General features: G+C 66.9%; 22 protein-coding genes and 2 pseudogenes. 12 read left to right on the forward strand and 12 right to left on the reverse strand.

What is annotated here, in order from left to right; translation table 11 throughout:
- The first annotated feature begins 1 nt into the window (after position 1).
- On the forward strand, positions 2–895 hold the full coding sequence (locus AB6806_RS17340; RefSeq protein ID WP_370955017.1) for an amidohydrolase family protein: 894 nt from the start codon (positions 2–4) through the stop codon (positions 893–895).
- A complete protein-coding gene (locus AB6806_RS17345) occupies positions 892–2313 on the forward strand; it encodes an FAD-binding oxidoreductase (protein ID WP_370955018.1) in 1422 nt (473 codons plus the stop codon). The genes AB6806_RS17340 and AB6806_RS17345 overlap by 4 nt, the downstream gene beginning before the upstream one ends.
- Positions 2314–2387: 74 nt before the next feature.
- Here AB6806_RS17345 and AB6806_RS17350 read toward each other — a convergent pair whose 3' ends face one another.
- The 6 genes from AB6806_RS17350 to AB6806_RS17375 form a co-directional block, all read right to left on the reverse strand.
- Positions 2388–3671: a c-type cytochrome gene (locus tag AB6806_RS17350; protein WP_370955019.1), complete on the reverse strand. Its 1284-nt coding sequence runs from the start codon at positions 3669–3671 to the stop codon at positions 2388–2390.
- 11 nt (positions 3672–3682) lie between these two features.
- Positions 3683–4225 (reverse strand): (2Fe-2S)-binding protein, encoded by a 543-nt coding sequence (locus tag AB6806_RS17355; RefSeq protein WP_038363401.1) that lies wholly within the window; start codon positions 4223–4225, stop codon positions 3683–3685.
- The gene (locus AB6806_RS17360; RefSeq protein ID WP_370955020.1) at positions 4222–7047 is read right to left on the reverse strand and encodes a xanthine dehydrogenase family protein molybdopterin-binding subunit; all 2826 of its coding nucleotides are present in this window, start codon (positions 7045–7047) and stop codon (positions 4222–4224) included. The genes AB6806_RS17355 and AB6806_RS17360 overlap by 4 nt, the downstream gene beginning before the upstream one ends.
- 87 nt (positions 7048–7134) lie before the next feature.
- Positions 7135–8325: a hypothetical protein gene (locus AB6806_RS17365; RefSeq protein ID WP_142023192.1), complete on the reverse strand. Its 1191-nt coding sequence runs from the start codon at positions 8323–8325 to the stop codon at positions 7135–7137.
- A 43-nt stretch (positions 8326–8368) separates the two neighbouring features.
- Complete coding sequence (locus AB6806_RS17370) at positions 8369–9268, reverse strand: DUF1989 domain-containing protein (RefSeq protein ID WP_142023191.1); 900 nt, start codon at positions 9266–9268, stop codon at positions 8369–8371.
- Between the two features lie 14 nt (positions 9269–9282).
- On the reverse strand, positions 9283–9465 hold the full coding sequence (locus AB6806_RS17375) for a ribbon-helix-helix domain-containing protein (RefSeq protein WP_038363396.1): 183 nt from the start codon (positions 9463–9465) through the stop codon (positions 9283–9285).
- A 152-nt stretch (positions 9466–9617) separates the two neighbouring features.
- Here AB6806_RS17375 and AB6806_RS17380 point away from each other — a divergent pair, with 152 nt between their 5' ends.
- The 6 genes from AB6806_RS17380 (at position 9618) to AB6806_RS17405 (ending at position 16238) form a co-directional block, all read left to right on the forward strand.
- Positions 9618–10307, forward strand: coding sequence for a GntR family transcriptional regulator (locus tag AB6806_RS17380; RefSeq protein WP_370955021.1), 690 nt, complete (start codon positions 9618–9620; stop codon positions 10305–10307).
- 320 nt (positions 10308–10627) lie between these two features.
- Positions 10628–11302, forward strand: a complete 675-nt coding sequence (locus AB6806_RS17385; RefSeq protein WP_051988062.1) for a flavin reductase family protein — start codon at positions 10628–10630, stop codon at positions 11300–11302.
- Between the two features lie 125 nt (positions 11303–11427).
- On the forward strand, positions 11428–12546 hold the full coding sequence (locus tag AB6806_RS17390; protein ID WP_191124589.1) for a BMP family ABC transporter substrate-binding protein: 1119 nt from the start codon (positions 11428–11430) through the stop codon (positions 12544–12546).
- Between the two features lie 134 nt (positions 12547–12680).
- A complete protein-coding gene (locus AB6806_RS17395; RefSeq protein WP_248311171.1) occupies positions 12681–13751 on the forward strand; it encodes an ABC transporter permease in 1071 nt (356 codons plus the stop codon).
- Positions 13748–14668, forward strand: coding sequence for an ABC transporter permease (locus AB6806_RS17400; protein WP_113252940.1), 921 nt, complete (start codon positions 13748–13750; stop codon positions 14666–14668). Before AB6806_RS17395 ends, AB6806_RS17400 begins: the two co-directional genes overlap by 4 nt.
- Before the next feature lie 7 nt (positions 14669–14675).
- A complete protein-coding gene (locus AB6806_RS17405; RefSeq protein ID WP_370955022.1) occupies positions 14676–16238 on the forward strand; it encodes an ABC transporter ATP-binding protein in 1563 nt (520 codons plus the stop codon).
- A gap of 93 nt (positions 16239–16331) precedes the next feature.
- On the opposite strand, the pseudogene AB6806_RS17410 reads toward AB6806_RS17405, so the two are convergent.
- Positions 16332–16793, reverse strand: a pseudogene (locus tag AB6806_RS17410) (LysR substrate-binding domain-containing protein); the annotation flags it as partial.
- On the opposite strand from AB6806_RS17410, the pseudogene AB6806_RS17415 reads away from it, so the two are divergent.
- Positions 16791–16889 (forward strand): annotated as a pseudogene (locus tag AB6806_RS17415) (alpha/beta hydrolase); the annotation flags it as partial. The pseudogenes AB6806_RS17410 and AB6806_RS17415 overlap by 3 nt on opposite strands.
- A 210-nt stretch (positions 16890–17099) precedes the next feature.
- Here the strand turns inward: AB6806_RS17415 and AB6806_RS17420 are convergent.
- The 5 genes from AB6806_RS17420 to AB6806_RS17440 all read right to left on the reverse strand — a co-directional run bounded on the left by AB6806_RS17420 (position 17100) and on the right by AB6806_RS17440 (position 21828).
- Entirely contained in the window at positions 17100–17831 is a 732-nt protein-coding gene (locus tag AB6806_RS17420) for a hypothetical protein (RefSeq protein ID WP_370955023.1), read from the reverse strand.
- Positions 17832–17922: 91 nt separating this feature from the next.
- Positions 17923–18318 carry a carboxymuconolactone decarboxylase family protein gene (locus AB6806_RS17425; protein ID WP_038363377.1) on the reverse strand — a complete coding sequence of 132 codons (396 nt, stop codon included), beginning with the start codon at positions 18316–18318 and terminating at the stop codon, positions 17923–17925.
- A gap of 45 nt (positions 18319–18363) precedes the next feature.
- Positions 18364–18711 carry a RidA family protein gene (locus AB6806_RS17430; RefSeq protein ID WP_133560792.1) on the reverse strand — a complete coding sequence of 116 codons (348 nt, stop codon included), beginning with the start codon at positions 18709–18711 and terminating at the stop codon, positions 18364–18366.
- A gap of 26 nt (positions 18712–18737) precedes the next feature.
- Positions 18738–21059, reverse strand: a complete 2322-nt coding sequence (locus AB6806_RS17435) for a molybdopterin-dependent oxidoreductase (RefSeq protein ID WP_370955024.1) — start codon at positions 21057–21059, stop codon at positions 18738–18740.
- A gap of 34 nt (positions 21060–21093) precedes the next feature.
- Positions 21094–21828 (reverse strand): GntR family transcriptional regulator, encoded by a 735-nt coding sequence (locus AB6806_RS17440; RefSeq protein ID WP_370955025.1) that lies wholly within the window; start codon positions 21826–21828, stop codon positions 21094–21096.
- 607 nt (positions 21829–22435) lie between these two features.
- Between AB6806_RS17440 and AB6806_RS17445 the strand changes: the two genes are divergently transcribed.
- The 3 genes from AB6806_RS17445 to AB6806_RS17455 are packed head-to-tail and all read left to right on the forward strand — an operon-like array spanning position 22436 to position 26417.
- Complete coding sequence (locus AB6806_RS17445) at positions 22436–23500, forward strand: ABC transporter substrate-binding protein (protein WP_191125623.1); 1065 nt, start codon at positions 22436–22438, stop codon at positions 23498–23500.
- Between the two features lie 12 nt (positions 23501–23512).
- The gene (locus AB6806_RS17450) at positions 23513–24589 is read left to right on the forward strand and encodes an ABC transporter ATP-binding protein (RefSeq protein ID WP_370955026.1); all 1077 of its coding nucleotides are present in this window, start codon (positions 23513–23515) and stop codon (positions 24587–24589) included.
- Between the two features lies 1 nt (position 24590).
- Entirely contained in the window at positions 24591–26417 is a 1827-nt protein-coding gene (locus AB6806_RS17455) for an ABC transporter permease subunit (protein WP_370955027.1), read from the forward strand.
- Positions 26418–26430: the final 13 nt, after the last annotated feature.

Consider the following 26430-nt stretch of genomic DNA (forward strand, 5'->3'; position numbering starts at 1 on the left):
GATGAATTCTGCAATCGAGCCGGCGCCAGCTTGCCCGGGGCCCGATCCCCATCCGCACCGGCCGACGCGCTTTGTGGTGCCGCAAGGCGCAGTCGATACCCACGCCCATGTCATCGGGCAGCCTCCGGCTTACCCTTTCGTGGCCGACCGCAGCTACACGCCGGGACCAGCCACACCGGAAAGCTACCTCGCTATGCTGGACGCGACCGGCATGACCTATGGCGTCCTCGTCCAGGTCAGCGTGCATGGCATGGACAACGGCCTGATGGTCGAGACCCTGAGGGCGAACCGCGAGCGACTCCGTGGCATCGCCGTCATTCCGCTCGGCCTGCCCGACCGGGAGCTGGCGGCGCTTAAGGAGGCTGGCGTTGTCGGCCTGCGCCTCAACATCCTCTATGGCGGCGGCATCGGTTTCGACCAGCTGGACGACTATGCCGCGCTGGCCAGGGAGTTGGGCTGGCATCTGCAGTTCCTGATCGATGCCAGGGACCTGCCACCGCTGGGGCCGAAGCTCGCCCGGCTGCCCGTCCCCTTCGTCGTCGATCACTGGGGACATTTTCCGGTCTCGCGCGGTATCGCCGATCACGGCTTCCGGACGCTTCTCTCGCTCGTGCGCGACGGGGCCTGGGTCAAGCTTTCGGGTGCTTACCGCAACACGGTTGAGGGGCCGCCCTACGCCGACACGATCCCTTTCGCCCGCATGCTTCACGAGGCTGCACCCGAACGCTGCGTCTGGGGTTCCGACTGGCCGCACGTCGCGCACTGGCAGCATATGATGAATGTCGGCGACCTGCTCGACCTCCTCGCCGATTGGGTGCCCGATCCGGCCGGCCGTGACCGCGTCCTCACCGAAAACGCGCACCGCCTCTATGGCTTCGGGCAGCAAGGCTCATGACAGATTCGACCGGCACATACGACGCGCTCCTGGCGGCGCTGCACTCTGTCCTGGGTGACGCCGGTCTCGTCCTGACCGGTGAAGCCATGTCGCCTTACTGCGTGGACTGGCGTGGCGAGTTCGGTGCGCCTGCCCTCGCCGTGGCCCGGCCAAAGACCGTTGATCAAGTCTCTGCCGTGGTGCGGGTCTGCGCCGAACGGAACATCGCGATCGTGCCGCAAGGCGGCAATACCAGCCTCGCTGGCGGCGCAGTTCCGATTGCCGGACGTGCCCAGATCGTGCTCAGCCTGTCGCGAATGAAGGCGATCCGCGCCATCGACCCTGTCGGCATGACCATGACGGCCGAGGCCGGGGTCGTGCTCGAAACCGTGCAGGAGGCGGCGCGGGAGCATGAGCTGCTCTTCCCCATCAGCTTCGCGGCGCAGGGCTCCAGCCAGATCGGCGGCATCATCTCGACGAATGCCGGCGGCATCAATGTGCTGCGCTATGGGATGACGCGCCAGCGCGTGCTTGGGCTGGAAGCGGTCCTTGCCGATGGCTCGATCGTCGAGGGCCTGCGCCATTTGCATAAGGATAATGCCGGATACGACTGGAAGCAGCTCCTGATCGGAGCCGAGGGCACACTCGGGATCGTCACCGCGGCGAGCCTGCGCCTGGCACCTCGGCCGAAACATAAGATCACCGCGCTTCTCGCCGTGCCCGATCCAGAATCTGCGCTGGCCTTGCTCAGACATGCCACCGCCCAGCTCGGCGACGCGATCGCTGCTTTCGAACTGATCTCGCCGTCCGCGCTGGCTCTGGTGAAACAGCATTTCGGGTTGAAGCCGCCGATGGAGATGCAATCCTGGGCGGTGCTGATCGAGGCAGCGGCGAGCCTGTCAGGTTTGCGCGACGCGATGGAAGCGGCTTTGACGATGGCGCTGGAGGCTGGGGACGCCAGCGACGGCGTGATCGCCGAGACGGAGGCGCAGGCCGCGGCCCTGTGGGCCCTGCGAGAGCATGTAACCGAGGCCGAGCTGAAATCCGGACGCAGCGTGAAGCATGACGTATCCGTGCCGATCAACCGCATCCCCGATTTCATTCGCGATGCCACGAGCGCCCTGCACAATGCCTTCGACGGGCTGCAGCTCGTCGTGTTCGGCCATGTCGGGGACGGGAACGTCCATTTCAACGTGCTTGGCGCTGCGGTCGAAGCCAAGGCGGCCATCAACCGTGTCGTCCATGACGTCGTGGCCGGACATCAGGGCAGCATTTCCGCCGAACACGGAATTGGCAGCTACCGGGTTTCCGAACTTGCGCACTACAAGCAACCGAGCCAGCTCACATTGATGCGGACGTTGAAGCGCGCGCTGGATCCCAGCAACATCTTCAATCCCGGAAAAGTCCTCAATGACGGAAGGTCGTTTTCCGAGAAGTGATACTTGCCGTCGACCTCGATGACGATGCGTCGACGGCTGGGAAGGAGATTACCGGGCCGCGAGGCGAGCTGGCCTCACCGCAACTTCGCAATCTCCTCATCCGTCACGATCGGCTGCCGCCCGCCCCAGCGAGCCCGCATCCAGTTCGTCAGGTCGGCGAGCGCCTTGTCATCGAGCAGCTCGGTGAAGGCCGGCATCGCCTCCATGCGCTCCAGCCCAGGAAAGCGCTGGGCGGGAATGCCGTGGAGCACGGCGCGGACGAAGTTCCGCGGGCTCGCGAGCCGCAGCGAGGCGTTGGTCGACAGCGGGACTGCGACATGCGGGATGCCCTGGCCGTCGGCGCCGTGGCAGCCAGCGCAAAGGTTGAGATAGGTGCCGCGCCCCGCCGCAGCGACGGGTGCCGGAACCTCCACGGGCGCGGGAGCCGGCGGCGGAACCGGCGTTGCGGGCAAAGCGTCGAGGTCGAAGAGATAGGCGGCCATCGCCTGGAGATCGCCCTCGCTCATGTACTGCGTGGAGAAATGGACGACCTCGAACATCTGGTGCGTCATCGAGCCCTGTGCCGACAGGCCCGACTTCATGAAACGGGCGAGCGTCAACGGGTCGAACCCCATCCGCGCGAGGCCTTCGTTCGTGATGTCAGGCGCCTCGACCCCTTCGATCACGGCGCCCTTCAGATAAGCGCCGGATTCCATCCCCTGGAGCAGGTTGCGCGGCGTGTGGCATTCGCCGCAATGCCCCAGCGCATCGACGACGTAGCGGCCGCGGTTCCAGACTTCGGATCGCGCGGCGTTCGCGGCGAAGCCCTCTCGCCGCAGGTTGAAGAGGTTCCAGAAGGTGAGGGACTGGCGGATGTTGAACGGGAAGGAGAGCTCATTCTCCCGGTTCGGCACCCGCATCGGCTCGCGGGTCATCAGATAGGCGTAGACGGCGTCGACGTCCTCCTCGCTCATCTCGCGATAGGAGGCATAGGGCATGGCCGGGTAGAGGTGCCGCTCGCCCTTGCCGACGCCGTCCCTGACCGAGCGATGGAACTCCGCCCGGGTCCAGGCGCCGATGCCGAATTCCTTGTCCGGCGAGATGTTGGTGGCGTAGAGCGTGCCGAAAGGCGTCTCGAAGGGCAGCCCGCCCGCCCAGGCGGCGCCGTCCTTGGCGGTATGGCAGGCATAGCAGTCGGCGGCGACCGCGACATAGGCGCCGCGCTCGGCGAGCCGCTTCATCTCGTCGGCGCCGAGAGGGCGCTCGACGGCCTTGGAGACCACGCTGGTCTCGAGCGCGCCGAAGAACACGCTGCCGGCGACGGCGGCCCCGGCAAGGATCACGGCTGCGGCCGCGAGCAGGAGAGTCCGTTTCTTCATCGCCGGCCCCGTCACCCGCTGACCAGGCCGGGCGTGGCGAGGATGAGGTCGCGTACGGCCGTATGGTAGCGCACATAGCCGGTACACCGGCAGATGTGCTTGTCGAGCGCTTCGGTCACGACCTGTTCCAGTTCCGCACGGGCGACCGGCTTGCGCTTCAGCCGGTCGATCAGGACGGTCGCGCCCGTGACGAAGCCCGGCGTGCAATAGCCGCACTGGAAGGCGAAGTGCTCGATGAAGGCCTGCTGGACCGGCGACAGGACGATCTCGCCCTTCGCGTCATGCCTGGCGTGCCCCTCGACGGTCACGACCGTCCTGCCGGCGAACCAGTGCGCGCCGGTGATACAGGTGCGCATCTCCCTGAGCGCGCCGCCCTCGCCTTCGACGATGACGGTGCAGGCGTGGCAGATACCCTGGCCGCAGCCCATGCGGGAGCCGGTGAGGTTCAGGTACTCGTGCAGGAAGTCCTGCATCATCAGCCCTTCCGGCACGTCGACGGGGCCGACCGGCCTGCCGTTGACGGTGAGGGCGAGCGGTTTCGTCTCGGTCGTCATGACAGGGCCTCCCGGATCTTCTCGGGCGTGATCGGCAGGTCGTGGAAGCGCTTGCCGATCGCATGCGTGACGGCATTGGCGATGGCCGGCACCACGGCGATCATCACCACCTCGGCGATGCCCTTCGGCGGGTCGCTGTCGGAAAGCGGGGGCAGCACCTCCGCCGTCTGCGACCAGAGGGCGACGTCCTTGGCGCGTGGCAGCTCGTAGCGGTTCCAGTTCCAGGTGCCGTCGCCGGGACCGTCCTCGTAGAGCGGCAGATACTCCTTGAGGGCGTGCCCGATGCCCATGGCGATGCCGCCCTGGATCTGGCCGGAGACCAGCTCGGGCACGACCTGCCGGCCGCATTCGAGGATGGAGTGGTGGGAAAGCAGGGTGACGGTGCCGCTGCCGATATCGACCGAGACTTCGGCGAGGGTCGCCATCGGCGCGTAATAGGTGACGCCGGCATTGTTGCGTTGGGCAGGCGGATAGGACACTGCGGCCCGCTCGATGAAATGCCAGCCACCCGTCGTCATCGACCGCTTGTGCTCCTCGGACGCGCCTTCGCCGTAGCGCAGGGCGAGCGCATCGATCGACAGCCGCAGGCGGCCGCGCTCGGGCACGTCGAACTCGGCTTCCGTCCATTGCCAGCGGTTGAAGGTATGAACCGTCACGCCGGTCGGCAGGCCGAGGCGATGCGCTTCCGCCGCCACCGCCTCGAAGGCGAGCGGGGGCATGCCGCCTGCGTTGATCATGCCGCCCCCGAGCCGCAGATCCTCGCGGCGCACGTCGTAGGGCGCGAGCGCGCCGCCGCCTGTCCCGCGTGACCAGAGCGACCTGGCCGCCGGCCAAAGCGCCAGGTCGACGAGGATTCGGGCCGCCTCGCGCGTCGCATGGCCGAGATAGTAGACGCTGTTGGTCGCGCTCATCGGCGAGGTGATGCGGGGTGTCCAGCGCGGGTTCTGCTTGCGCCGGTCTTCCTCGTCCTGGCTCAGCGTATAGGGCTCGTCCGTCGTCTCGAGCGGCATCTGCGGCCAGCGCACGACGCCGTACTCGGTCTCGTCCGGCACGCGGCCCAGAATCTCGCCGACCATGATCGCCTGCGAGGTCGTGACGCCGGGCCCCATCTCGTGGGCGACGTGGCGGAAGCTGATCCGGCCGCGCGGGTCGAATTCGAGCGAGGCGAGCGCGGCTTCCGCGCCGGTGCCGTAGTCCTTCTGCACATGGCCATAGCCGACACCGTATTTCTTGCCCGGATTGGCCGCCTCGAACGTCTTCTTCTTCTGCGCGCGTGCGCTCCAGAGCGGATGCGCCCTGGCCTTGAGCAGGATCTCCTCATTACGCAGCGCGCCCGCCGGAATAGCGCCCTGGGTGTTCTTCATGCCGGAGCGGAAGACGTTCCTCAGCCGGAGCTCGATCGGATCGATCCCGAGCAGCTCCGCCGCCTCGTCGACCATCATTTCGGTCGCCGACATGGACTGGAGCGTGCCGTAACCGCGAGTGGAACCGGCCTCGACCGCCCGCGACGCGAAGGCGGCGGCCGAGAAGTCGCTCTGCGGCAGATAGTAGATCGACTGCGCCGCCGTGGCGCCGACGAAGGCGACGGAGAAAGAGTAGTTCGCCCGCCCGCCGCCATCGGTCCTGAAATGCCCGGTCATGATGCGGAACTTGCCGGTGCTGCGGTCAACGACCAGCGTGTTGTCCATCCAGAAGGCATGCCGCTTGAGGCCCGTCTGGAACTGCTCGAAGCGGTCGTTGGCGAGCCGCACCGGCCGTCCCTCGCCATAGAGGCCGGCGAGCACGCAGAAGAGCGGGAAGATGTAGTGGTCCTTCGTCCCGTAGCCGACGGTGTAGCCGACCTTGAGGTCGACCTCCTTCAGCGGGAATTTCGACGTCGACACCAGCTCGGCCGAGACCTCCGCCACCTCATAGGGCGACTGCGAGGCGGCCATGACGTGGAGCACGCCGGTCGCGGCGTCGTACCAGACATTGCCGTTGTCGGCCTCCATGGCGGAGGCGTCGATCGACTGCGAGAAATAGCTCCGCTTCAGGACGAGCGCGTCGCTGCCGGCTGCGGCGATGTCCTGCTCGATCTGCGCTGCGGCGGCCATGCCGCGCGCCATGGCATCGCCCTCGCCGGGGCTCGGCCAGACGGCCTTGTCGCCGGAGAACTTGCCGAAGATGACGCTGTCCTTGAACGGCGAATAGCGGTCCTCGGCCTCGGGCGAGCCGCCGTCGATGCGCACATAGCGCGAGGCGCCGTAATGCGGCGGCTGGTTGTAGGGGGTCGCCGCGCCGTAGCGCACGACGCTGTCGTCGAAGCGGACCTTGCGCTTGGCGGCGTCGTAGCGGGCGAAATCGCGATAGATCAGCAGCGCGACCGGCTGGCCGAGCAGGCGCGGCGTCTCGCCCTTCGGCACCAGGAAGACGTCGCCGAAGAAGTCGGGATGGGGCACCTTGATGCCGTCCGCGACGAGATCCTCGTGCAGCACGATCCGGTCGGGCTTCAGCGCCTCGCCGAGAACCGTCAGGTCGATGCCCTCGAAGCTCCTGTCGGCCTTGGTCGCGTGGAGAAGGAAGGCGTGCGACTGCTCGCGCGGCCAGCCGGGAAGGTCCGCGGCGCGATAGTCGCGCGCGAAGGTCTTGGCTCCGGTGACCTTGGCGATGGCATCGAGGCGATAGCGCGGCCGGCCGGCGGGCGTGAGCCAGTCCGGGCCGGGCCGCGGCGGCGTCTCGATCAGCCGGGCCCCGGCCGGCGGCGCGAGGAAGGAGACGTTGAGCGCGACGCCCGCCGCCGCTCCAGCCCGCAGGAACCCTCTGCGTGAAATGCCGGCTCCCATTCTTCTCCTCCCGCCCTGCGTATCCGCGCTAACGGCGCCGCCCGCCGATCTGCGCCTGTCGTTGAGTCGAGGGCGCCAACGCGCCCGTCACTTCCAGTCGATCTGGCTCGGGCCCTGCGCGTACTCGGTGCTCGTCTGCCACGGCCAGGCATTGCTCAGGAACGGCGCGAGAGGCGGCAGCATCACCTGTTCGCCGGCTTGGGCCGCCAGATCGGCCATCGCCTTGCGCGTGCCGTCGGTGAGCAGCTCGGAATCCATCAGGTAGTAGTCGTTGAAGAACACCTTGCCGAGCGCGCGATCCGCCACGATGCGGGCGAGCAACTCCAGCATCTGCTGCGGCTTCGTCGTGAAGGCGGAGGTCTCCAGCAGCAGCAGGCGGGTGTTGATCGCCTCCCGTCCCATCTGCTGGGCGAGCAGCGTGAACAGGATGTTGTTGCGCCGGGTGACGTAGAGGGTGTTGGTGGCGGCATAGGTCCGCTCCCAATCGGCCCCCAGCATGCGCCGCCAGTCCTTCAGAACCGTGGTCCAGTGCTGGACCTGGGCAAGGCCGGCGATCTCGGTGGTCTTGCCGATCAGCGGGCGCAGCCCCTGCGCGAAGGCTTCCAGCTCCGGATAGGTGAAGCTGCCCTTGGAGAGGCAGGCGTCGAGGAAGGCGATGTTGCGCGTGATGAGATCGCGCAGCACCGTGCGCTGCTCCGGCGTAAGCTCGATGGCATCGAGGCTGCCGAGCGCCTCGTTCAGACTGGCCCGATAGGCCGTCGCCGGAGCGCGCCAGGACGTGTCCCCGGCCGGATCGCGCACGGCGGTCGCGACGAGCTGGAAGATCGCCATGGAGCTGTGCGAGACCGACTTGACCAGCCGGTAGACCGGCGCCACCGGCGGCGCGACGATCGGCGCCTTCCCCGGCGGGTACAGGATCATCGAGCCGCCATCGCCGTTGAAGAGACCGATGATGATCGGGCTCTGCTCCCGCAGGTTGCGGATGAACTTCCTGAGATTGTTGTCGTAGATGCCGAACATGACGTTGTTCAGCTCTATGACCTTCCTTTCGGCGGCCGTCGCCTCCCGGCGCACCATGCCGTCGCCCAGAGCCTCGTCCAGCCGGCCGACATCGCCGGCCTGTGGCTGGCTGGGAGCGCCGGCCACGACGTCCATGAATCCCGGGACCTCCTGCGCGACCGCCGCGCCGGGGGCCGACGCGGAGAGCAGCGCCGCAAGCAGCATGGCCGGATAATGGCGCGCACGGAGCGCTTTCGCAGCGCATGTCATCTCGGTCATCCCCTCTTCGACTTGGTATCATGAAGGTTATTAAGATTCGAAATCAGCGGGCGAGCTGTTCTTCCTCCCACCAGCTGAAGAGGATGTCGCGCAGCGCTGCGCCATCGTCGTCATAGAGATCGCTGCGCTTGAGCTGGTCGAGCAGGGCCTGCTCGTCTTCGTCGAGCGGCACTTCGACGGTGGTGGTCCGGATCGGAGCGTTCACGAACTCGGCGACATAGGTGGAATCGCGCCGCAATTCCCTGTCGGCCTTGATCCTCTGCTGCCTGAAGTCCGCGACGGTCCGTTGCGTGCGCCAGACGGGCAGGACGGGGACCGCGTCGAGATCGGCCTCCGTCGCCTGAAGAATGCTGATCCTGGCCGGCTTCAGCGAGAAATTGCTGGTGCGCATCACGTCGGCCCCGCAAATATTGGGCACGGCCAGCACGTCCATCAGGGCGAGGAAGTCGACATGGTCACCCGGCTTCGACGTCTGCCGGGTGATGTAGGGCCGCCCAGCGTCGTCAACGCCCGTCTCCATGAAGAGGTTGAAGGAGTCGTGGACGTCGTCTGGGGTCAAGCCGTATTCGCGCTGCGCCTCCGCCTGGATATCCTGACAGTTGGTGTGCGTGCAGTACCCGTAGACGGACTCGTAGAGATTGGCGCTGCAGCGCGGGAAGAGCACGTCGTTGGCCCCGGCCGTGTCCGCGGCGATGAACATCATCGCCCGTTCGCGCGGCGGCGCGGACCACAGGAAGTCGCCCTTCGTCGGATGCAGCCCGTGCAGCGTGCGGGTCCGACCGGCGTGGAAATATTCCTTGTAGTCGTGCAGATTGAAGCAGTTGAAATCGAGGCATTGGCCGCCGTCGATCTGCTCCAGGCGCAGGATCTGGCCCTTGCGGACCTCGAGCGCCTTGCCCGTGCCCGGCTCAAGGACGAAGTCGAGAAGAATCTCTCGCGTCATCGGCTGCCCTCTGCTCAACCGACGGCCAGGCTCGGGCGAGTTGCCGCGCCCTGCTCCGGCAGGTGGCGGGCCGCATAGCGCCTCAGCGCATGCCGGATGAGGGCGGCACGATCCTCCGCGAGGCCTTTGGCCAGGGTCCGATCGACGAGTTCGAGCTGCTGCTGGTTCAGCGCGATTGTGACAATGCGTGTTGCCATCCGGGATGCTCCTGCCTGCCTCGCGTTGAGGACCTATTCATGTATACGTGATTAAGGATCAGATTGGCAATCATGAATTCGTTGCATGCGCGCGGACGGCGATGCTGCGCATACTTGCGCCTCGAGCGACTCTTGCGATATCCCCGTGACCCATGGAAATCTCGTCGCGGTCCGACATTGCCTATCAGGCGCTCAGGCGCGCCATCATCGAGCAGGCGCTCGCGCCGGGAACCAAGCTGCGCGAGGACGAGATCGGCGCGCATTTCGGGATCAGCCGGACGCTGGTCAGGGCGGCCCTGATGCGGCTCAGCCAGGAGGGGCTGGTTGAGATCAAGCGCAAGCGGACGGCAACCGTCGCCATCCCGAGCCTCGACGAAGCGCGGGAAATCTTCGAGGTCCGGCATTGCCTGGAGCAACAGATCGTCCAGCGCCTGACCACCCATTGGCGGTCCGAGATGGGCGAGATGCTCGAGGCCCATGTGAACGAGGAGGAGGCCGCGGCCCAGCGCGGCGACACCGCCTCGGCAAGCCGGCTCGCGGGCGAGTTCCATATCGTCCTCGCGCGCCTCGCCGGCAATGCGCTGCTTGCGCGCTATCTTTCCGAGGTGGTCTCGCGCTGCTCCCTGATCCTCGCCGTCTATGGGCGACCGCATGTCGCCGAATGCGCGACCGCCGAGCACAGGAACGTGATCGCGGCGCTGCGCGCGCGCGATGCTGCGGCGTCCATCAGCATCATGAACGAGCATCTTCACGCCGTTGAGGCGCGGGCGCTGCCCAGGCCTCAGGAGGCCGAGGACGTCAGGATCTCCGATATTCTGGCGCGCTACAGCACGGCCGGGTGAGGCGCCCTTCCCTGGCTCGACGCCGGCGAGATGACGCGTCGCCGGGCTTCTCGCCGCCTTTCATGCCTCTCTCCTGATCTCACCGAAGCCCGGGCGGCGCATGGCGCCTCTCCGCATCCGGCCGACGATGCTCCCGGTCGCACTCCCGGCGTGTTTCGTGCATCGACGCGAAATCGGTGCCGATGCTTTTATGTGCATTTTCGGCAACGCGATGCACATATTGTATTCTTGAATATCAGAATCATGCATACGAGAATATTCGTCATTCAACGGAAGATGTGCGCGACATCGCGGGCATCTTCCCGTCCGATTGAGGGGCAATGACCAGCTCGCACACCCTCTTCGATTTCGCGGCGCTTACCGCCCGCCAACGCTACAAGCTGCTGATCGGCACCGTCGTGCCCCGCCCGATCGCGCTCGTCACCACGGTCGACGAGGAGGGGCGGGTGAACGCCGCGCCCTACAGCTTCTTCAATTGCCTCTCGGCCGATCCCGCGATCGTCGCGCTCGGGGTCGAGAACAAGCCGGACATGGCGTTCAAGGACACGGCGCGAAATATCCGGATGACCGAGGAATTCACGGTCAACATCGTGTCTGATGCCCTGGTCGAGCGCATGAACGTCTGCGCGGTCCCGTTTCCCGCGACGGTGGACGAGCTCGCGCAGGCGGGCCTCACCGCCGTTCCCGGCTCACAGATCAAATGTCCGCGGATCGGCGAGGCGCCGGCAAGCCTGGAATGCCGCCGCTACGTCACGCTCGAACTCGGCCGCTCCCGCGAGATCATTCTCGGTCAGGTGGTCGCGGCCCATATCCGCGAGGACGCCGTCGATCCCGAGAACCATTACGTGGATCAGGCGGCGATCGACGCGATCGGCCGCATGGGTGGGCACGGCTATGTACGGACCCGCGACTATTTCGACCTCCGCACGATGACGGCGGAGGATTGGGACAAGGCGCCGCCGCCGGTGCGGACGCCCGGCCCCGTCGAGGCCTGATGGATACGGCTCGCGCGGCGCATGGCCGCTTCCGGGGAGGCCCGGCGATGCCGAAACGCAAGAATGACTCGCTAGGCGAAGAGCCAGCGAGGGCGGCGGTTTCCGGTCAGAGGGGAGTGACGAACATGACAGCAGCAGGGATCTCGCGGCGGAGCCTCGTCTTGGGGGCCACGACGGGCGCTGCGGCGCTCGCCTCGGCCGGATGGCCCGGCGCGGCCGGTGCGGCAGACAAGCTCGTCGTCGGCGTCATCTATGTCGGCACGCGCGGCGATTTCGGCTGGAACCAGTCGCACGCCACGGCGGTCGAGGCCCTGAAGACGGTTCCGGGCGTTTCCGTCGTCGAAGAGGAGAACGTGCCCGAGACGCTCGCCGTGGCGAACACCATGAAGTCGATGATCGAGCTCGACGGCGCGAAGCTGATCTTCGGCACCTCATTCGGCTATTTCAATCCGTTCATGGTCGATATCGCCAGGCAGTACCCGGATGTGCAGCTCCGCCATCCCACGACACTCTGGTCGGCCGACAAGCATCCAGCCAATCTCGGCGGCTATTTCGCCTATATGGACCAGGCGCATTACGTGAACGGCGTCGCCGCCGGGCTGTCCTCGAAGACCGGCAAGATCGGCTACGTGGCGGCGAAGCCCATCAGTCTCGTCCTGCGGACCATCAACAGCTTCATGCTGGGCGTGCGCAAGGGAAACCCTGGCGCAACCGTCAAGCTCATCTTCACCGGCGACTGGTCCCTGCCGGTGCGGGAGGCCGAGGCCGCGAACGCGCTCGCGAGCGCGGGCTGCGACGTCGTCGCCTGCCATGTCGACAGCCCCAAGGTCATCGTCGAGACGCTGGAGCGGCGCGGCGTGAAGAGCTGCGGCCACAACACCTCGCAGGCTGCCCTCGCACCCAAGGGCTTCATCACCGGCGCCGAAACCAAGTACGAGACGATCTACAAGGGCTTCGCGGAGCTGCTCGCCAGAGGCGAACCGCTGCCGAACGTCGCGATCGGCGGGTACGACAAGGACATGGTGACCAGCACGCCCTTCGGCGCGGGCGCGAGCGAGGAGGCACGCCGGGCCGCCACGGAAGCGATCGCGGCCCTGAGGGCGGGGCAGCCGATGTTTGCCGGCCCGATCAGGGACAACAAGGGCAACGTGATCGTCGCCCCGGGCAGCGCGCTGGGCAACTACGCGCCCGAGCTCGAGACCGCGAATTATCTCGTCGAGGGCATCGAGGGATCGGTCACCTGAGGTCAGCCGGACCGGAAGGCGGCCCGCTCTGCCTCCGCCCGGCTCCGCAAGGCAACGTCTGGAGCTATGGCGGCGAGATGGAAAGACCTGCGGTTTCCGGAGATCAAGCGACGCATGGCTCGGCGGGCTTCGCGATGCGGGGAGCGGACGAGCTCCGCCGGGCTGCCGAGTTCGTCGTCGTTCCCGCGCTCGCGCTCGCCATCTCGGCCGCGATCTTCTCGGCAATCCTGCTCGCCATGGGACAGTCGCCCGCCGCCTTCTTCCAGCTGCTCTGGCGGGGCGCATTCGGCACGGCCTTTTCCTGGCAGAATACGCTTCAGCGCGCAGCGCCACTGATCCTGACTGCGCTCTGCGTTGCGCTTCCCGCCCGCGCCGGTCTCATGATCATCGGTGGGGAGGGAGCTTTCGTCATGGGCGGGCTCGCCGCCGCAACCGCCGCCCTGCCGCTCCTCGGCTGGGCGCCCGCCCCTCTCGTCCTCCTGCTGATGGCGATCGCCGGAACGGCGGCCGGCGCGCTCTGGATCGGGCTGGTGGGCGTGCTCCGCCATCGGCGCGGCGTCAACGAGACCATCGCGAGCCTGCTCCTCGCCTACATCGCGGTCGCCGTGCTCTCCTTCCTGGTCGAAGGTCCGCTGCGCGATCCGGCCTCGCCCAACAAGCCGTCGACCCATCCGATCGGGGCAGAAACCATGCTCGGTCCGATCCCGGGCACCTCGGTGCACTGGGGTCTGGTGGCCGGCCTCATCGCGTGCCTGGCGGCCCATGTGCTGATCAGCCGGACGACAACCGGCTTCGCCATCCGGATCGCGGGCGGCAATCCGCACGCCGCGCTCGGCCAGGGTCTGCCGGTCGGGCGCCTGCTCGTGCTCTGCTGCCTGCTCGCGGGGGCGGCCGCCGGCCTTGCCGGCTTCTTCGACGTGGCGACGGTCCACGGCGCCGCCAATGTCTCTCTGGTGGCGGGCTACGGCTTCACCGGCATCCTCGTCTCGTTCCTCGCCCGCCACAACGCGCTCGCAATCCCGCCGGTCGCGATCCTCTTCGGCGGGCTCAGCGCCGCAGGAGGCCTGATCCAGCGGCGGCTCGGCCTCCCCGACGCGACGGTCGCGCTCCTCGAAGGCGTGATCTTCGTGACCCTCCTGACCAGCGAGACGCTCTATGGGCGCTTTGCGATCTTCCAGCCTCGCGGCGCGAGGCAGCGGCCATGACCGATGCCGGCCTTTTCGCGGTCCTCGTGGCCATGGTCGCCGGCGCGATCCGCGTGTCGACGCCCTTTCTCTTCGTCTCGCTCGGCGAATGCCTCACCGAGAAGTCGGGACGTGTGAATCTCGGGCTCGAGGGAACCCTCGTGCTCGGCGCGATGGTCGCCTTCGCCGTCTCCTACCATAGCGGCAATCCCTGGCTGGGCGTGGCTGCCGCTGCGGCGGCCGGCTTCGCCCTTGGTGCGCTCCACGGCGCGATCTGCCGCCTGCCGCGCGTCAACGATGTCGCAATCGGCATCGCGATGATGTCGTTCGGCACCGGTCTCGCCGTCTTCCTGGGCAAGCCCTACATCCAGCCGACTGCGCCCCGGCTTCCCTCGCTCCCGCTTGGCGATTGGCTGGGCATCCCGTCGCTCGCTCTCGCGCTCGACGTCAGCCCGCTCTTTCTCCTGGGCATCGCGCTGGCCTTTCTGCTCGACTGGGCGTTTCGCAACACCCGCGCCGGCCTCGTCGTCAGGGTCACGGGGGACGACGCGGCCGCGGCCCGCGCGCTCGGCATCGCCGTCGACCGCGTGCGCCTCGTCGCGACTGCGCTGGGCGGGGCGAGTGCCGGCATCGGCGGGGCCTTCCTGTCGCTCTTCTATCCCGGAAGCTGGAACGAGGGGCTGTCGTCGGGACAGGGGCTGATGGCGGTCGCGCTCGTGATCTTCGCCCGCTGGCAGCCGCGGCGCTGCCTCGCCGCCTCGCTTCTCTTCGGCGCGGCCGGCGCGCTCGGACCGGCGCTCCAGTCGATCGGCGTCACCGCGGGCTATTATTTCTTCAACGCGGCTCCCTACATCCTGACCCTCCTCGTCATGGCCGGCACGGGCAGTGCCCGTCGCGCCGCCCGGCACGCGCCGGGCGAGCTCTCGATCACCCGGTGAGGGAGGCATGATGCCCGAGGCGTTCACCATTCCAGCCGCAAGGGGCGCAGCCCTCGAAGCCATCGGCCTTTCGAAGCGGTTCGGCGCGTTCCAGGCGCTCGACCGCGTCTCGCTCAAGGTCCCGGCCGGCGAGTTCCATGCGCTTTTGGGCGAGAACGGCGCCGGCAAGTCGACGCTCGTCAAATGCCTGATGGGCTTCCACCGCGCCGATGAAGGGGAGGTGCTGCTCGACGGCCGCGAGGCCCGGATCCGCAATCCGCGCGAGGCGCAGGCGCTCGGCCTCGGCATGGTCTACCAGCACTTCACGCTGGTGCCCTCGCTGACGGGTGCCGAGAATCTCGTCATCGCGCGGCGCAACGCGCCCGCCGTCATCGACTGGGCAGCGGAGAGGCGACGGCTCGATGCCTTTCTCGACCGCACGCCGTTCCGCGTGCCGCTCGATCGGAACGTGGGCGCACTCTCGGCCGGGGAACGGCAGAAGCTCGAAATCCTGAAGCTGCTCTACCTCGACCAGCGCTTCATGATCCTGGACGAACCGACATCGGTGCTGACCCCGGCCGAGGCCGACGAGATGCTCGGGCATCTCAAGGCGATGGCCGAGCGCGGCGAGATCACCGTGCTGATGATCACCCACAAGTTTCGCGAGGTGAAGGCGTTCGCCGACGCCGTCACGATATTGCGGCATGGGCGGATCGCCGGCTCGGGGCGCGGGCTGACGACCCGGGAAATGGCCGCGATGATGGTCGGCGAAGCGCCCGGGCCGGACAAGGGCAAGGCGGTGCAGCCGCTCAGGCGCGAGATGCCGCGGTCGCACGAGCCTGCGCTGGAGCTCGCCGGGCTCTTCGCCGAGGACGGGGACGGCAGACCGGCCTTGCGCGGTGTGAGCCTTAAAGTCGCTGCGGGCGAGATCGTGGGCTTGGCCGGGGTCTCCGGGAACGGACAGAACGCGTTGGTCGAGGCCTGCTGCGGACAGCGGCCGCTGACGGATGGGCAGATCTTCGTGAACGGGCGCGATTTCGTGCCGACGCGGCGCGCCTTCGACGAAGCCGGCATGTTCGTCGTGCCGGAGGAGCCGCTGCGGAACGCTGCCGTCTTCGGAATGTCGATCGCCGACAACATCGCCTTTCGGCGTTTCGAGAAGCCGCCCCTGAGCCGGCACGGCTGGTGGCTCGATCGTCGCGCGATCAGCGCGGCCGGCCGCGAGCTGATGGCGCGCTTCCGTGTCGCCGGTCCCTCGCCCGACGCTCCGATCGGAGCGCTGTCGGGCGGCAATGTGCAGAGAGCGGTGCTCGCGCGCGAACTCTCCTCCGAGCGGATCTCCGTGCTCGTCGTCGCCAATCCCTGCTTCGGCCTCGACTTCGCCTCGGCCGCGGACATCCGTGCGCGCATCGTCGAGGCACGGAACAACGGTGCGGCGGTCCTCCTCGTCTCCGAGGATCTCGACGAGGTGCTCGAGCTTGCCGACACGGTCGCGGTGATCTCGAACGGCCGGATCACCTACAAGGCGCCGATCGCCCATGTCGATCGCGGCAGCCTGGGAGTGTATTTGGCCGGTGGATCCGACGGCTAGGCTTGCTCTCGGGATCGCCGGAAAATCACCGGCGTGTCGGGGTCGCGCCACGAGCTGACCTTGGCGCATTGCCCGAAAGCGGACCCCAACGATTCAGGGACCTGCCGGACGTCGGTGGCGCAGTGCCTCGACGATCACCTTGAAGGCCGGGAGATTCTGTCGGCGGCTGGGATAATAGAGGAAATAGCCGTCGAAGAAGGGCGACCAGTCGTCCAGCACCTGGACCAGTTCGCCCGATGTGACCTGACGCTCCACGATATCGTTCGGTACATAGGCGATGCCGTAGCCGTTCACCGCCGCATCGATCATGGCGTAGGAATTGTTGAAGGTGAGCTGACCGCTGACCCGGACGCGCAGCTCCTGTCCATCCTTCTCGAATTCCCAGGCATAGAGTCCGCCGGCTGTCTCGTGGCGCATGTTGATGCAGACGTGCCGGACCAGATTCTGCGGATGTTGCGGTACGCCGTGCATGTCGAGATACGCAGGCGATGCCACGGCCACCAGCCGCCAGTCCGGGCCGATCCGCACGGCGATCATGTCCTTCTCGACGCTCTCATCCCGGGAGCCAGCCACGTCGATCTCTATGACAAGGTCGACGCGATCCCGTTCGACAAGTTGACCAGCTTCTTCAACCGGCACCTCGCCGCCTGACGAAAGCCGGGATCGAAGGAAGTGGCGGCGATCCGAGCGCAACCGCTTCCCTTGGCAAGGGTGCATCGAATGACACCGGGCACAAACCTTCGTCGCGCCTTGGGCGGCTTGACTTCCGGGTCTTCGCCCATTTCGGCCCTGGCAAATATCCGTTCAAGCTGGCATCGCCCGCGGTGCGTTCCGCGAGCGAGCGTTTCAACGAAGACAGCGTCAGCCGACCCAAATCGGGCGGTAGCCATTCCGCAGGGCAGCGATGGCACTGGCGGCCACAAGCACGGTACCGCGCTCCGCGTCCGTCACCGGATCGATGCAGACACGAAATGACCCGTAGGCGCCGTCGGCCTCGATGGCGAATCTGCGCTGCTCCCCGTCGCCAACCGCGACGTGATCGACCGGCGTCCGGTCCAGGCCGCGCGAGGCGAAGGCGGCGGTGGCAATGACGTTCACGCCACGGCTCCTGCCAACGACGGAGCGTGCATTATCGATCGCCCCCGACGCGACCGGATTCGACGCCGTGCAGGCCAAGATCGAAACAGTCGAGTCGGGGTCGACCGCCATGGCGGAAAGCGCGTCCAACCCGCCGATCGCGCCCGGCAGCAATCGCAGGCGATGCCCCGTCTGCCCCGCGACCTCGCGCAGATCCCGTTCGAGCGCCGTGGAGACGAGGGCCGCGGCGCCGACCGTCCAGACGTCGGCAAGACGGAGAAGATCGGCTCCGTAAGCGTTGAGTGCGCTCGGCCCGGTGAAGTCGATCAGAAGATCCGGCGCCAATGCGCCGATGCCGGCAAGCGTGTCGACAACAGGGAAATCCACCTCGTCGGCCGCCGCGACATTCCGCTTGAGGACACCGACGACCTGCCAGTGCGCATCATCCTCCGCCGTCCGCAGGCTCAGGAATGTCCTGGCGATACGACCCAGCCCGACAAGACCCACACGAAGCATCGTTCCACCCTCGCGCTCGGAGGAAAATTCCCCGGAGGCGCGACACGCCGCCGGGTGCCTGCGATCGGCCGATCGCTGACGACCGCCGCGGCTATCTCTCGAAGGCCGGGTCGATCGGCACGCGATACCCGTTCACCAGCCGGTTGGTTTCGTTCGCCATGCCGACGACCGCAATCAGTTCCTGGAACTGTTCAGGCGTCATGCCCGCCTTGGCGGCGGCGGCGCTGTGGCTCGCGATGCAGTAGCCGCAATTATTGGTCACGCTGACGGCGACGTAGATCATTTCCTTGACGAGGGGGTCGAGCGCGCCCGGCGCCATCACCTCCCGGACGCTGTCCCAGGTCCGGCGCAAGGTCTTCTCGTCATTGGCGAGGTATTTCCAGAAATTGTTGACGTCGTCGAGCTTTCGCGCCGACTTGATCTCGTCATAGACGGCTTTCACCGCATCGCTGGCTTCGCTGTATTCAATCGCTTTCGGGCGAGGCATCGCTTGTTTCCTCCATTCATCCGATAAGAGCGCTTGCAGCGCCGGCTATGCGGCCGCGACGACCATGATCTCGACGAGGATATCGGGATAGGCCATGTCGCCCGTGACGCAGGCGCGCGCCGGCGCGTGATCGGGGTTGACCCAGCCATCCCAGACCTCGTTCATGGCCTTGTAGTCGTCCATCGACTTCAGCCAGATGATGCTCGACAGGATCTTGGTGCGGTCACTGCCGCATTGCGCGAGCATGTCGTCGACCTTCGCCAGCGCCTGGGCGGTCTGGCCGGCCACGGAGACCGAGCGGTCATCCGCCACCTGCCCCGCGAGATAGACCGTGCCGTTATGCACCACGGCGCGGCTGCGGCGCCCGTTCGAATCGGCTCTCTTGATCAGCATGGATATCTCCGCGCGGGTTGGCGTCTTCAGGAGCGGTTGGCGATCGGGGGCGGGTCGAAGGCGGTCACGGGCGGCACATCGCCGTCGTGGCGCTCGATCTCGACGAGGCAGGATTGCGCGCTCGGCCCCTGCCCCAGGCGCGACGTCCCCAGATCATGCGTCAGCACATTGGGGTTGCCGTGCTTTTCGAGGCTCCCGGAGACGCCTGGCGTCGCCGGGTCGAACCAGGCGCCGGTGGCGAGCTGCAGGACGCCGGGGCGAACCGCCTCGGACAGCACCGCCGCCGCAAGGCAGGCGCCGCGATCGTTGAACAGGCGGACGATATCGCCATCGCCGATCCCGCGGGCCTGGGCATCGGCCGGATGAATCCGGACCGGCTCGCGCCCCCGGATCTTGGCGGCGCGGGAATGCGAGCCCTGATCGTATTGGCTGTGGAGCTTGGTCTTGGGCTGGTTGGAGATCAGATGCAGGGGGAAGCGCGCCGCCTTGCCGGCGCCGAGCCATTCCCGCGGCTCGAGCCAGGCCGGGTGGCCCAGGCAATCGTCGTAGCCGAATGAGGCGATCCTGTCGGACCAGATCTCGATCCGGCCGGACGGCGTTGGCAGGGCGTTGGCGGCAGGGTCCTGCCGGAACGCCTCGAACAGGGATGGCTGCCGTTCCGGCTCCGGGAAGAGCAGCGCCCCCTCCTCCCAGAAGGTCTCGAAATCGGGCGGGTTGAAACCCAGCCCCGCGAGACGCTCCTGCGCCGTCTCGTAGAGGAAGCGCAGCCAATCCTCCTCGGCCCGCCCCTCGGTGAAGGTCGCTTCCGCGCCCAGCACGGCAGCCAGCGCACCGAAGATATCGTAGTCGTTCCGGGCCTGCCCGAACGGCGCGGCGACCCGGTGCGAGGCCGCGAGAAGGCGATCGCGGCTGGAGCAGACGATATCGTTGCGTTCGAGCTGGGTGGTCACCGGCAGGACGATATCGGCATGGCGGGCGAGTGGATTCCACCAGCTCTCATGGACGATCGTCACCTCCGGCCGCTTCCAGGCTTCGAGGAAGCGGTTGAGATCCTGATGGTGGTGGAAGGGGTTGCCACCCGCCCAGTAGACGAGGCGGATATCGGCATAGCGCCGCTCCTGCCCGTTGAACTGATAGGGTTCTCCCGGCTTCAGCAGCAGGTCCGAGATCCGCGCCACCGGGATGTAGTCGTCGACGCCGTTGCTCCCCTGCGAGAAGGACGGCCAGGCGAGGTCGAGGATCGGGTTGCCGATGCCGTTGACCGAACCGTAGCCGATGCCGAAGCCCCCGCCGGGCAGGCCGATCTGGCCGAGCATCGCGGCAAGCGTGATCGCCATCCAGCAGGGCTGCTCGCCATGATCCGCACGCTGCACCGCCCAGGCCAGCATGATCATGGTCCGCTGGGCCGCCATCCTGCGGGCGAGGCCCCTGATCGCTTCGGCATCGATGCCGCAGATCGCGGCCGCCCACTCCGCCGTCTTGGCGATGCCGTCGCTCTCGCCCGAGAGATAGGGCAGGAACCTGTCGAAGCCGGTGGTGCAGCGCGCGAGGAAGGCCTTGTCGTGCAGCCCCTCGCTCCAGAGCGTGTGGGCGAGGCCGAGCATCAGCGCGGTATCGGTATTGGGCGCGATCGGCAGCCAGGTGGCACCGAAACGCTCCTCGACATCGTCCCGGATCGGCGTGACCGATATGAGCTCGCCTCCGTTCGCCGCGAAGGCTTCCAGGCTCTCGGCCAGGATATGGCGGCCGATCCCGCCCGAGCTCACTTGCGAATTCTTCAGCGGCAGGCCACCGAACATCACCAGCATCCGGGCGTGGCGGATGATGACGGGCCATGAAGTGTGATCGGTGACGAGCCCGCGACGGTCGCCGACGACATGCGGTACGATCGCATCGGCGGCGGCATAGCTGTAATTGCCGACGGAGCGGGTATAGCCGCCGATGGCGTTGAGGAAGCGGTGGATCTGGCTCTGGGCGTGATGGAAGCGCCCCGCGCTGGCCCAGCCATAGGAGCCGCCGAAGATCGCGCCGTTGCAGTGCTCCTTGCGGACCCGGTCGAGCTCGCCGGCAGCGATGGCGATGGCTTCGGGCCAGTCCACGGCGACGAAGGGCTCCGCGCCGCGCCCTGCCCCTGTCGCGCGATGGCCCTTTTCGAGGAAAGAGGCCCGGATCATCGGCTTCTCGATCCGCGTGGGATCATCGAACGCGCCGATCATCGACCGGGCGATGGGAGACGGCGCCGGGTCCTTCTCGAAGCCTTCCAGCTCGGCGGGCCGGCCCTCGGACATCCGCACGCGATAGGTGCCCCAATGGGTGGCGACGGTCGGTCGTACAGGTGTCTTCAACATCGTCGTCGCCCCGGATCGGGAGGTCAGCGGATAGTCAGGCGGTCCTTGCCAGATCGACCGGCGTCGCTGCCTCGTCGGACGAAACCATGCGCCAGGCGAAGCCGAGATGCTCCGAGACCAGCCGGGCGAGCTCGGGCGCATTGCGGCTGAGGAAAGCCTCGGCGATCGGCTCGTGCTCGTTGAAGGCCTTCGCCCAGTTCTCGGCCTGCAGAACCCCGAGATAGCGGGTGCGGTAGAGGCGCAGATTGAGCTGCGCGTGCATCTCGATCAGCACGGGATTGTGCGATGCCGCGGCAATCGCGAGATGGAAGGCCTGGTTGGCGTCGAAATAGGTATAGCGGTCGCCGGCATGATAGGCCTCCGCCATGGTCGCGAGATGCCGGCGGATTGCCTCGTCGTCCAGCGGCGTCGCCATTTCGCAGGCGAGTTCGGCCGCGAAGACGTCGAGGCGGACATAGACCTGGAGCAGATGGCGGATCTCGTCATCCGACAATGCGACCACGACGGCGCCGCGGTTCGGGATGATCTCGATCAGCCGCTGCGTCGCCAGGATCTGCAGGGCCTCACGCAGCGGCGTCCGCGATATCCCGAACTGCTCGGTCAGCGCCTTCTCCCGGATCCACTCGCCCGGCTTGATGTTGTCGTGGATGATCTCGGAGCGGATATGGTCCGAAATCTGCTGGGTCAGCGATTTCGGCGCCACGACGATCGCCGGCCGCCGGGCGCTCACCGCCGTCACGGCACCACCGGGCATTGCCGGCTTGTTCATGCGCGTCTCCCCGTCGAACCGCTGGTCGATGCGAAATCGAATGCGGCGCAAATTTGATGTTGTAAACCTACATGCCTTGCGTATTGTCGACAACATGAAATCGACAATGACCATGTGATGGAGTCGATGGCCGCATCCTCGCTCCTCAGCCGAAGGACAGTGGCGGAGCCCATTTCGTCCGCCCCGGCCTCGGGCCGGCGCGATCGGCGGCTCGATCGACGTTCTCTCGCACCGCATGTCGAACCCCGCATGAGATGCGGCGGCCCGGGCATAGCGGCGGTCGTTCCCGGGATTCGAGATGCCGGTGCCGGCATGCCGTCCATCGGGACAGCGATCATCCAGCTAAACTTTTCCCAACCCCGCCGTGACGAGCGTATCGCTTTCCTGAAAGCGACCGGGCACGACGTATTCGTAGATTATTCTACCACAAACGGACGCGAATTCAGTCATTCCATCCCTCGCGGAAGCAGAGAATCGAGCGTAGATGGATTCGTCCGCTTTGAAAAACAGATTGACCTGTTTGAAGAACAGTCTCCAATTTCGACGCAGGCATAGATGACCATCGAAGACCATTTCTCCACCTGACTCCAAGAAAAAGGGGAATGTCATGCCGGATCACTCGTTCGTTCGTAATGGAATTTCGCGGCGCGGCCTTCTCGGCGGTGGCGCCGGCCTGATCGCCGCGCCCTTCATCATCCGCCCGGCTTCCGCCGCCGAGCGGATCACCGTGGCAGATCCCGGCGGCGTCTACGTCACCGGCTTCACCCCCGCCTTCTATGCGCCCTTCCGCAAGACCGGCGCCGAGCTCGTCAACGTCTCCCGCGACTCCGAGCCGACCAGCCAGGTGAAGGCGCAGGTCGACGCCAAGTCCTATGTCTGGGACGTCGTCTCGATCACCCTGTCGTCACGCAAGCTGCTCTCGGATGCCGGGCTGCTCGAGCCATTGCAGTTCTCGGGCGCAGATTACGACGAGCTTCTGCCGCTGGCGAAGCAGCCGGACTGGCTGGGCACCAACGTCTATGGCAGCGTGCTGGGCTACCGCACCGACAACATGAAGGCCCGCCCCTCGAACTGGGCCGATTTCTACGACGTCGCCAGGTTCCCCGGCCGCCGCGCCCTGCCGAAGAGCCCGATCCATACGCTCGAAGGGGCGCTGCTGGCGGATGGCGTCGACCCGAAAAAGCTCTACCCGCTCGATGTCGACCGGGCCTTCAAGAAGCTCGACACGATCAAGCCGCATATCGCGGTCTGGTGGACGAGCTTCACCCAGACGACGCAGCTCCTGCAGAGCGGCGAGGTCGATTTCCTGCCCTCCAGCAATGCGCGCATCCAGGCGGCGATCGACAATGGCGCGCCGGTCGAGATCATCTGGGATGGCGGGCTCTACGGCATGGAAGGCTGGGCGATCCCGAAGGGCTGCCCGCGGGCGGAGCTGGCCAAGAAGTTCATCGCCTCCTGCGCCAATGGCGAGCGGCAGGCGCTCTACACCAAGGCGCTGGCCTATGGCCCGACCAACCAGACGGCGTTCAAGTTCATCGACCCCGCCCGCGCCAAGCAATTGCCGACGGAGCCAGCCAACTTCACCAAGCTGATCCCGAGCAACGACGAATGGTGGGGCGCGAACAAGGACAAGATGTTCGAGCGCTTCAACGCCTGGCTGCTCCGTAGCTGAGGCGCAGGCCCGATGTCGGAGAAGCTGCGAACCGAACAGGTCACCAAGCGCTACAACGACGTGGCGGCGCTGCAGCCGACGACGCTCTCGATGCGCGACGGGGAGTTCCTGACGCTGCTCGGGCCGTCCGGCTCGGGCAAGACCACGCTCCTGTCGCTGATCGCCGGGCTGACCGAGCCGACGGGCGGCGACATCTGGATCGACGGGCGGCGCGTCACCGACGAGCCCTCGGCGAAGCGCGGGCTGGGCATGGTCTTCCAGAACTATGCCCTGTTCCCGCATCTCTCGATCTACGAGAACATCGCCTTTCCGCTGCGCATGCGCCGGATGGGCGCGGCCGAGATCAACGCGGCGGTGCGCCGTGTGCTCGACCTCATCCATCTGCCCCATGTCGCGGAGCGCCTGCCGCGCGAATTGTCCGGTGGCCAGCAGCAGCGGATCGCGTTGGCGCGCTGCATCGTCTACGAGCCCTCGATCATCCTGATGGACGAGCCGCTCGGCGCCCTCGACAAGAACCTGCGCGAGCACATGCAGACCGAGATCAAGCGTCTGCATGTCGAGCTCGGCATCACCATCCTCTACGTCACGCATGATCAGGAGGAGGCGCTGTCGATGTCCGACCGCATCTGCCTGATGAACAATGCCCGGGTCGAGCAGATCGGCACGCCGGCGGAATTGTATTTTAAGCCGGCCTCGGTGTTCGCGGCCGGATTCCTCGGCGAATCCAACATCGCCCCTGCGAAGGTGCTTTCGACCGGAACGGAGACCCTGCTCGGTTCTGCCGACGGCTCGACGATCAAGGTGGCGGCCGATGCCGGCCACCGCACCGATGCCGAGGTCAACTGGATGGTGCGGCCGGAACGGCTGAAACTCATCCGCGACGGCGAGGCGCATGAGAACATCCGGCGCGGCCAATTGCTCGACGCCGTCTTTGTCGGCGGCTTCACCAAGATCAATGTCCGGCTCGACGACGGCACGACCCTCCTCGCGAAGGAGCTGACATCCGGGCAGCCGCTGCCGGAGCGCGGGCAGAGCGTGACGCTCGGCTGGTCCGCCGCCGACGCCATCGTGCTGCCGCCGGGCGCCTGACATGACGGCCATGTCCGCGCGCGATTACGAACCCGCCCCCGTCGCCGAGCCCGCGATATCAGCGCTTCAGCCGCGGCTACGCCGCGCAAGGCCGCTCCTGCCACTGCTCCCGCTCTTCGCCTTCCTGGCGCTCTTCTTCTTTTTCCCGGTCGGGCAGATCCTGTCGCTGTCGCTGTTCGACCAGGGCGGAGCGATCACCTCCGCCAACTTCGCCAAGGCCTTCTCCGATCCGCTCTATTTCGACGTCCTGCTGATCACCTTCAAGATCGCCGGCTGGACCACGGTGATCTCGGTCGTCGGCGGCTTCCCGGTCGCCTATTATCTGGCGAACGCCGCGCCCCGCAGCCGCAACGCGCTGGTCATCTGGGTTTTGCTGCCGTTCTGGACCAGCTTCCTGGTGCGGACCTTCGCCTGGATGATCCTTCTGGGGCGGAACGGCGCGGTCAACCAGCTCCTGCTCGCGCTCGGCATCGTCGATGCGCCGGCCTCGCTCATCTTCAACCTCACGGGCACGCTGATCGGCATGTCGCATGCGATGCTGCCGCTCGCGGTCATGACGATGCTGCCGGTGATGCAGACGATCGACGGCAACCTGTCGCGTGCTGCGGAGACGCTCGGCGCCGGACGCGCCCAGATCTTCTGGCGCATCTACATCCCGCAATGCATGCCGGGCATCAGCGCCGCCGCGATGATGGTCTTCATCAGCTCGCTCGGCTTCTTCATCACCCCTGCCCTGCTCGGCGGCGCGCGCGAGACCATGCTGACGCAGGTGATCATCACCCAGATCCAGGAGTTGCTGAACTGGCCGGCGGCCAGCACGCTCTCGGTCCTGCTGCTCGCAGCCTCGATCCTGGTCTTCGTCGCCTATGACCGAGTCGTCGGACTGTCGAGCCTGGCCGGCGGCTCCGCCGACCGCTCGGCGCGGACGGTCTCGGCCTGGTCGCGCACTCTCGACGTGATCGGCCGGGCGGTCGTCAACGGCCTCGGCAGCCTCTGTGCCGGCATCGGCGCGGTCTTCGCCTGGCTGCTTCCCGCGCGCGCCTTCCGCGGGCTCGGCCGGGGCAGCAGCCTCGCGCTGTTCCTCATCGTCGTCGCCTTCCTGCTGATCCCGACGCTCTTCGTGATCCCGGCCTCCTTCACGCCGGGCAATGCGGTGCAGGCCAATCCGGGCGGCTTCTCGCTGCGCTGGTACGAGGCCGTCTTCGCTTCCTCCGACTGGACCAGCGCCGCCTGGAATTCGCTCGTCGTCGGGCTGGCTTCGGGCGCCGTGGCACTGGTGCTGGGCGCGATGGCGGCCTTCGCGATGGCCTGGAACCGCTTTCCGGGCAAGACCGCCGCGCTCGCGGTGATCCTGTCGCCGCTCATCGTGCCGCGCATCGTCATCGCGGTCGCCCTGTTCTTCCTCTATTCGAAGCTCGAACTGGTCGGAACGGTGACCGGGCTGGTCATCGCCCATGCCGTGCTGGCCGTGCCCTATGTCGTCATCACCGTGATGGCGGTGCTCGCAACCTATGACCGGCGGCTCGACCAGGCGGCGGCGGTGATGGGCGCGAGCCGGTGGCAGACGCTGCGCCGGATCACCTTGCCGATCATCAAGCCGGGATTGCTCTCCGCCTTCCTCTTCGCCTTCGTCACCTCCTTCGACGAATTGACGGTGGCGCTGTTCCTGACCGGCGGCTCCTTCAACACGCTGCCGCGCCAGATGTGGTCGGACCTGCTGCTCCAGATCAATCCGACGCTCGCGGCCGTCGCGACCTTGCTGCTGGTGCTGATGACCGGCCTCCTGTTCCTCAACGAGCGGTTCCGGCGTTCGGCCGGCCGCCACTGACGCCCACGCGGCA

The organism is Allobosea sp. RCC_152_1, assembly GCF_041360765.1.
In the GTDB taxonomy this organism is placed as follows: domain Bacteria; phylum Pseudomonadota; class Alphaproteobacteria; order Rhizobiales; family Beijerinckiaceae; genus Allobosea; species Allobosea spartocytisi.

Coding starts and splice junctions, on each gene's coding strand:
- AB6806_RS17350 (WP_370955019.1), bottom strand. CDS start 3,671: ATGAAGAAACGGACTCTCCTGCTCGCGGCCGCAGCCGTGATCCTTGCC.
- AB6806_RS17355 (WP_038363401.1), bottom strand. CDS start 4,225: ATGACGACCGAGACGAAACCGCTCGCCCTCACCGTCAACGGCAGGCCG.
- AB6806_RS17385 (WP_051988062.1), top strand. CDS start 10,628: ATGACCAGCTCGCACACCCTCTTCGATTTCGCGGCGCTTACCGCCCGC.
- AB6806_RS17420 (WP_370955023.1), bottom strand. CDS start 17,831: ATGCTTCGTGTGGGTCTTGTCGGGCTGGGTCGTATCGCCAGGACATTC.
- AB6806_RS17390 (WP_191124589.1), top strand. CDS start 11,428: ATGACAGCAGCAGGGATCTCGCGGCGGAGCCTCGTCTTGGGGGCCACG.
- AB6806_RS17345 (WP_370955018.1), top strand. CDS start 892: ATGACAGATTCGACCGGCACATACGACGCGCTCCTGGCGGCGCTGCAC.
- AB6806_RS17365 (WP_142023192.1), bottom strand. CDS start 8,325: ATGACCGAGATGACATGCGCTGCGAAAGCGCTCCGTGCGCGCCATTAT.
- AB6806_RS17405 (WP_370955022.1), top strand. CDS start 14,676: ATGATGCCCGAGGCGTTCACCATTCCAGCCGCAAGGGGCGCAGCCCTC.
- AB6806_RS17455 (WP_370955027.1), top strand. CDS start 24,591: ATGACGGCCATGTCCGCGCGCGATTACGAACCCGCCCCCGTCGCCGAG.
- AB6806_RS17360 (WP_370955020.1), bottom strand. CDS start 7,047: ATGGGAGCCGGCATTTCACGCAGAGGGTTCCTGCGGGCTGGAGCGGCG.
- AB6806_RS17445 (WP_191125623.1), top strand. CDS start 22,436: ATGCCGGATCACTCGTTCGTTCGTAATGGAATTTCGCGGCGCGGCCTT.
- AB6806_RS17450 (WP_370955026.1), top strand. CDS start 23,513: ATGTCGGAGAAGCTGCGAACCGAACAGGTCACCAAGCGCTACAACGAC.
- AB6806_RS17440 (WP_370955025.1), bottom strand. CDS start 21,828: ATGAACAAGCCGGCAATGCCCGGTGGTGCCGTGACGGCGGTGAGCGCC.
- AB6806_RS17375 (WP_038363396.1), bottom strand. CDS start 9,465: ATGGCAACACGCATTGTCACAATCGCGCTGAACCAGCAGCAGCTCGAA.
- AB6806_RS17425 (WP_038363377.1), bottom strand. CDS start 18,318: ATGCCTCGCCCGAAAGCGATTGAATACAGCGAAGCCAGCGATGCGGTG.
- AB6806_RS17395 (WP_248311171.1), top strand. CDS start 12,681: ATGCGGGGAGCGGACGAGCTCCGCCGGGCTGCCGAGTTCGTCGTCGTT.
- AB6806_RS17400 (WP_113252940.1), top strand. CDS start 13,748: ATGACCGATGCCGGCCTTTTCGCGGTCCTCGTGGCCATGGTCGCCGGC.
- AB6806_RS17435 (WP_370955024.1), bottom strand. CDS start 21,059: ATGTTGAAGACACCTGTACGACCGACCGTCGCCACCCATTGGGGCACC.
- AB6806_RS17340 (WP_370955017.1), top strand. CDS start 2: ATGAATTCTGCAATCGAGCCGGCGCCAGCTTGCCCGGGGCCCGATCCC.
- AB6806_RS17380 (WP_370955021.1), top strand. CDS start 9,618: ATGGAAATCTCGTCGCGGTCCGACATTGCCTATCAGGCGCTCAGGCGC.
- AB6806_RS17430 (WP_133560792.1), bottom strand. CDS start 18,711: ATGCTGATCAAGAGAGCCGATTCGAACGGGCGCCGCAGCCGCGCCGTG.
- AB6806_RS17370 (WP_142023191.1), bottom strand. CDS start 9,268: ATGACGCGAGAGATTCTTCTCGACTTCGTCCTTGAGCCGGGCACGGGC.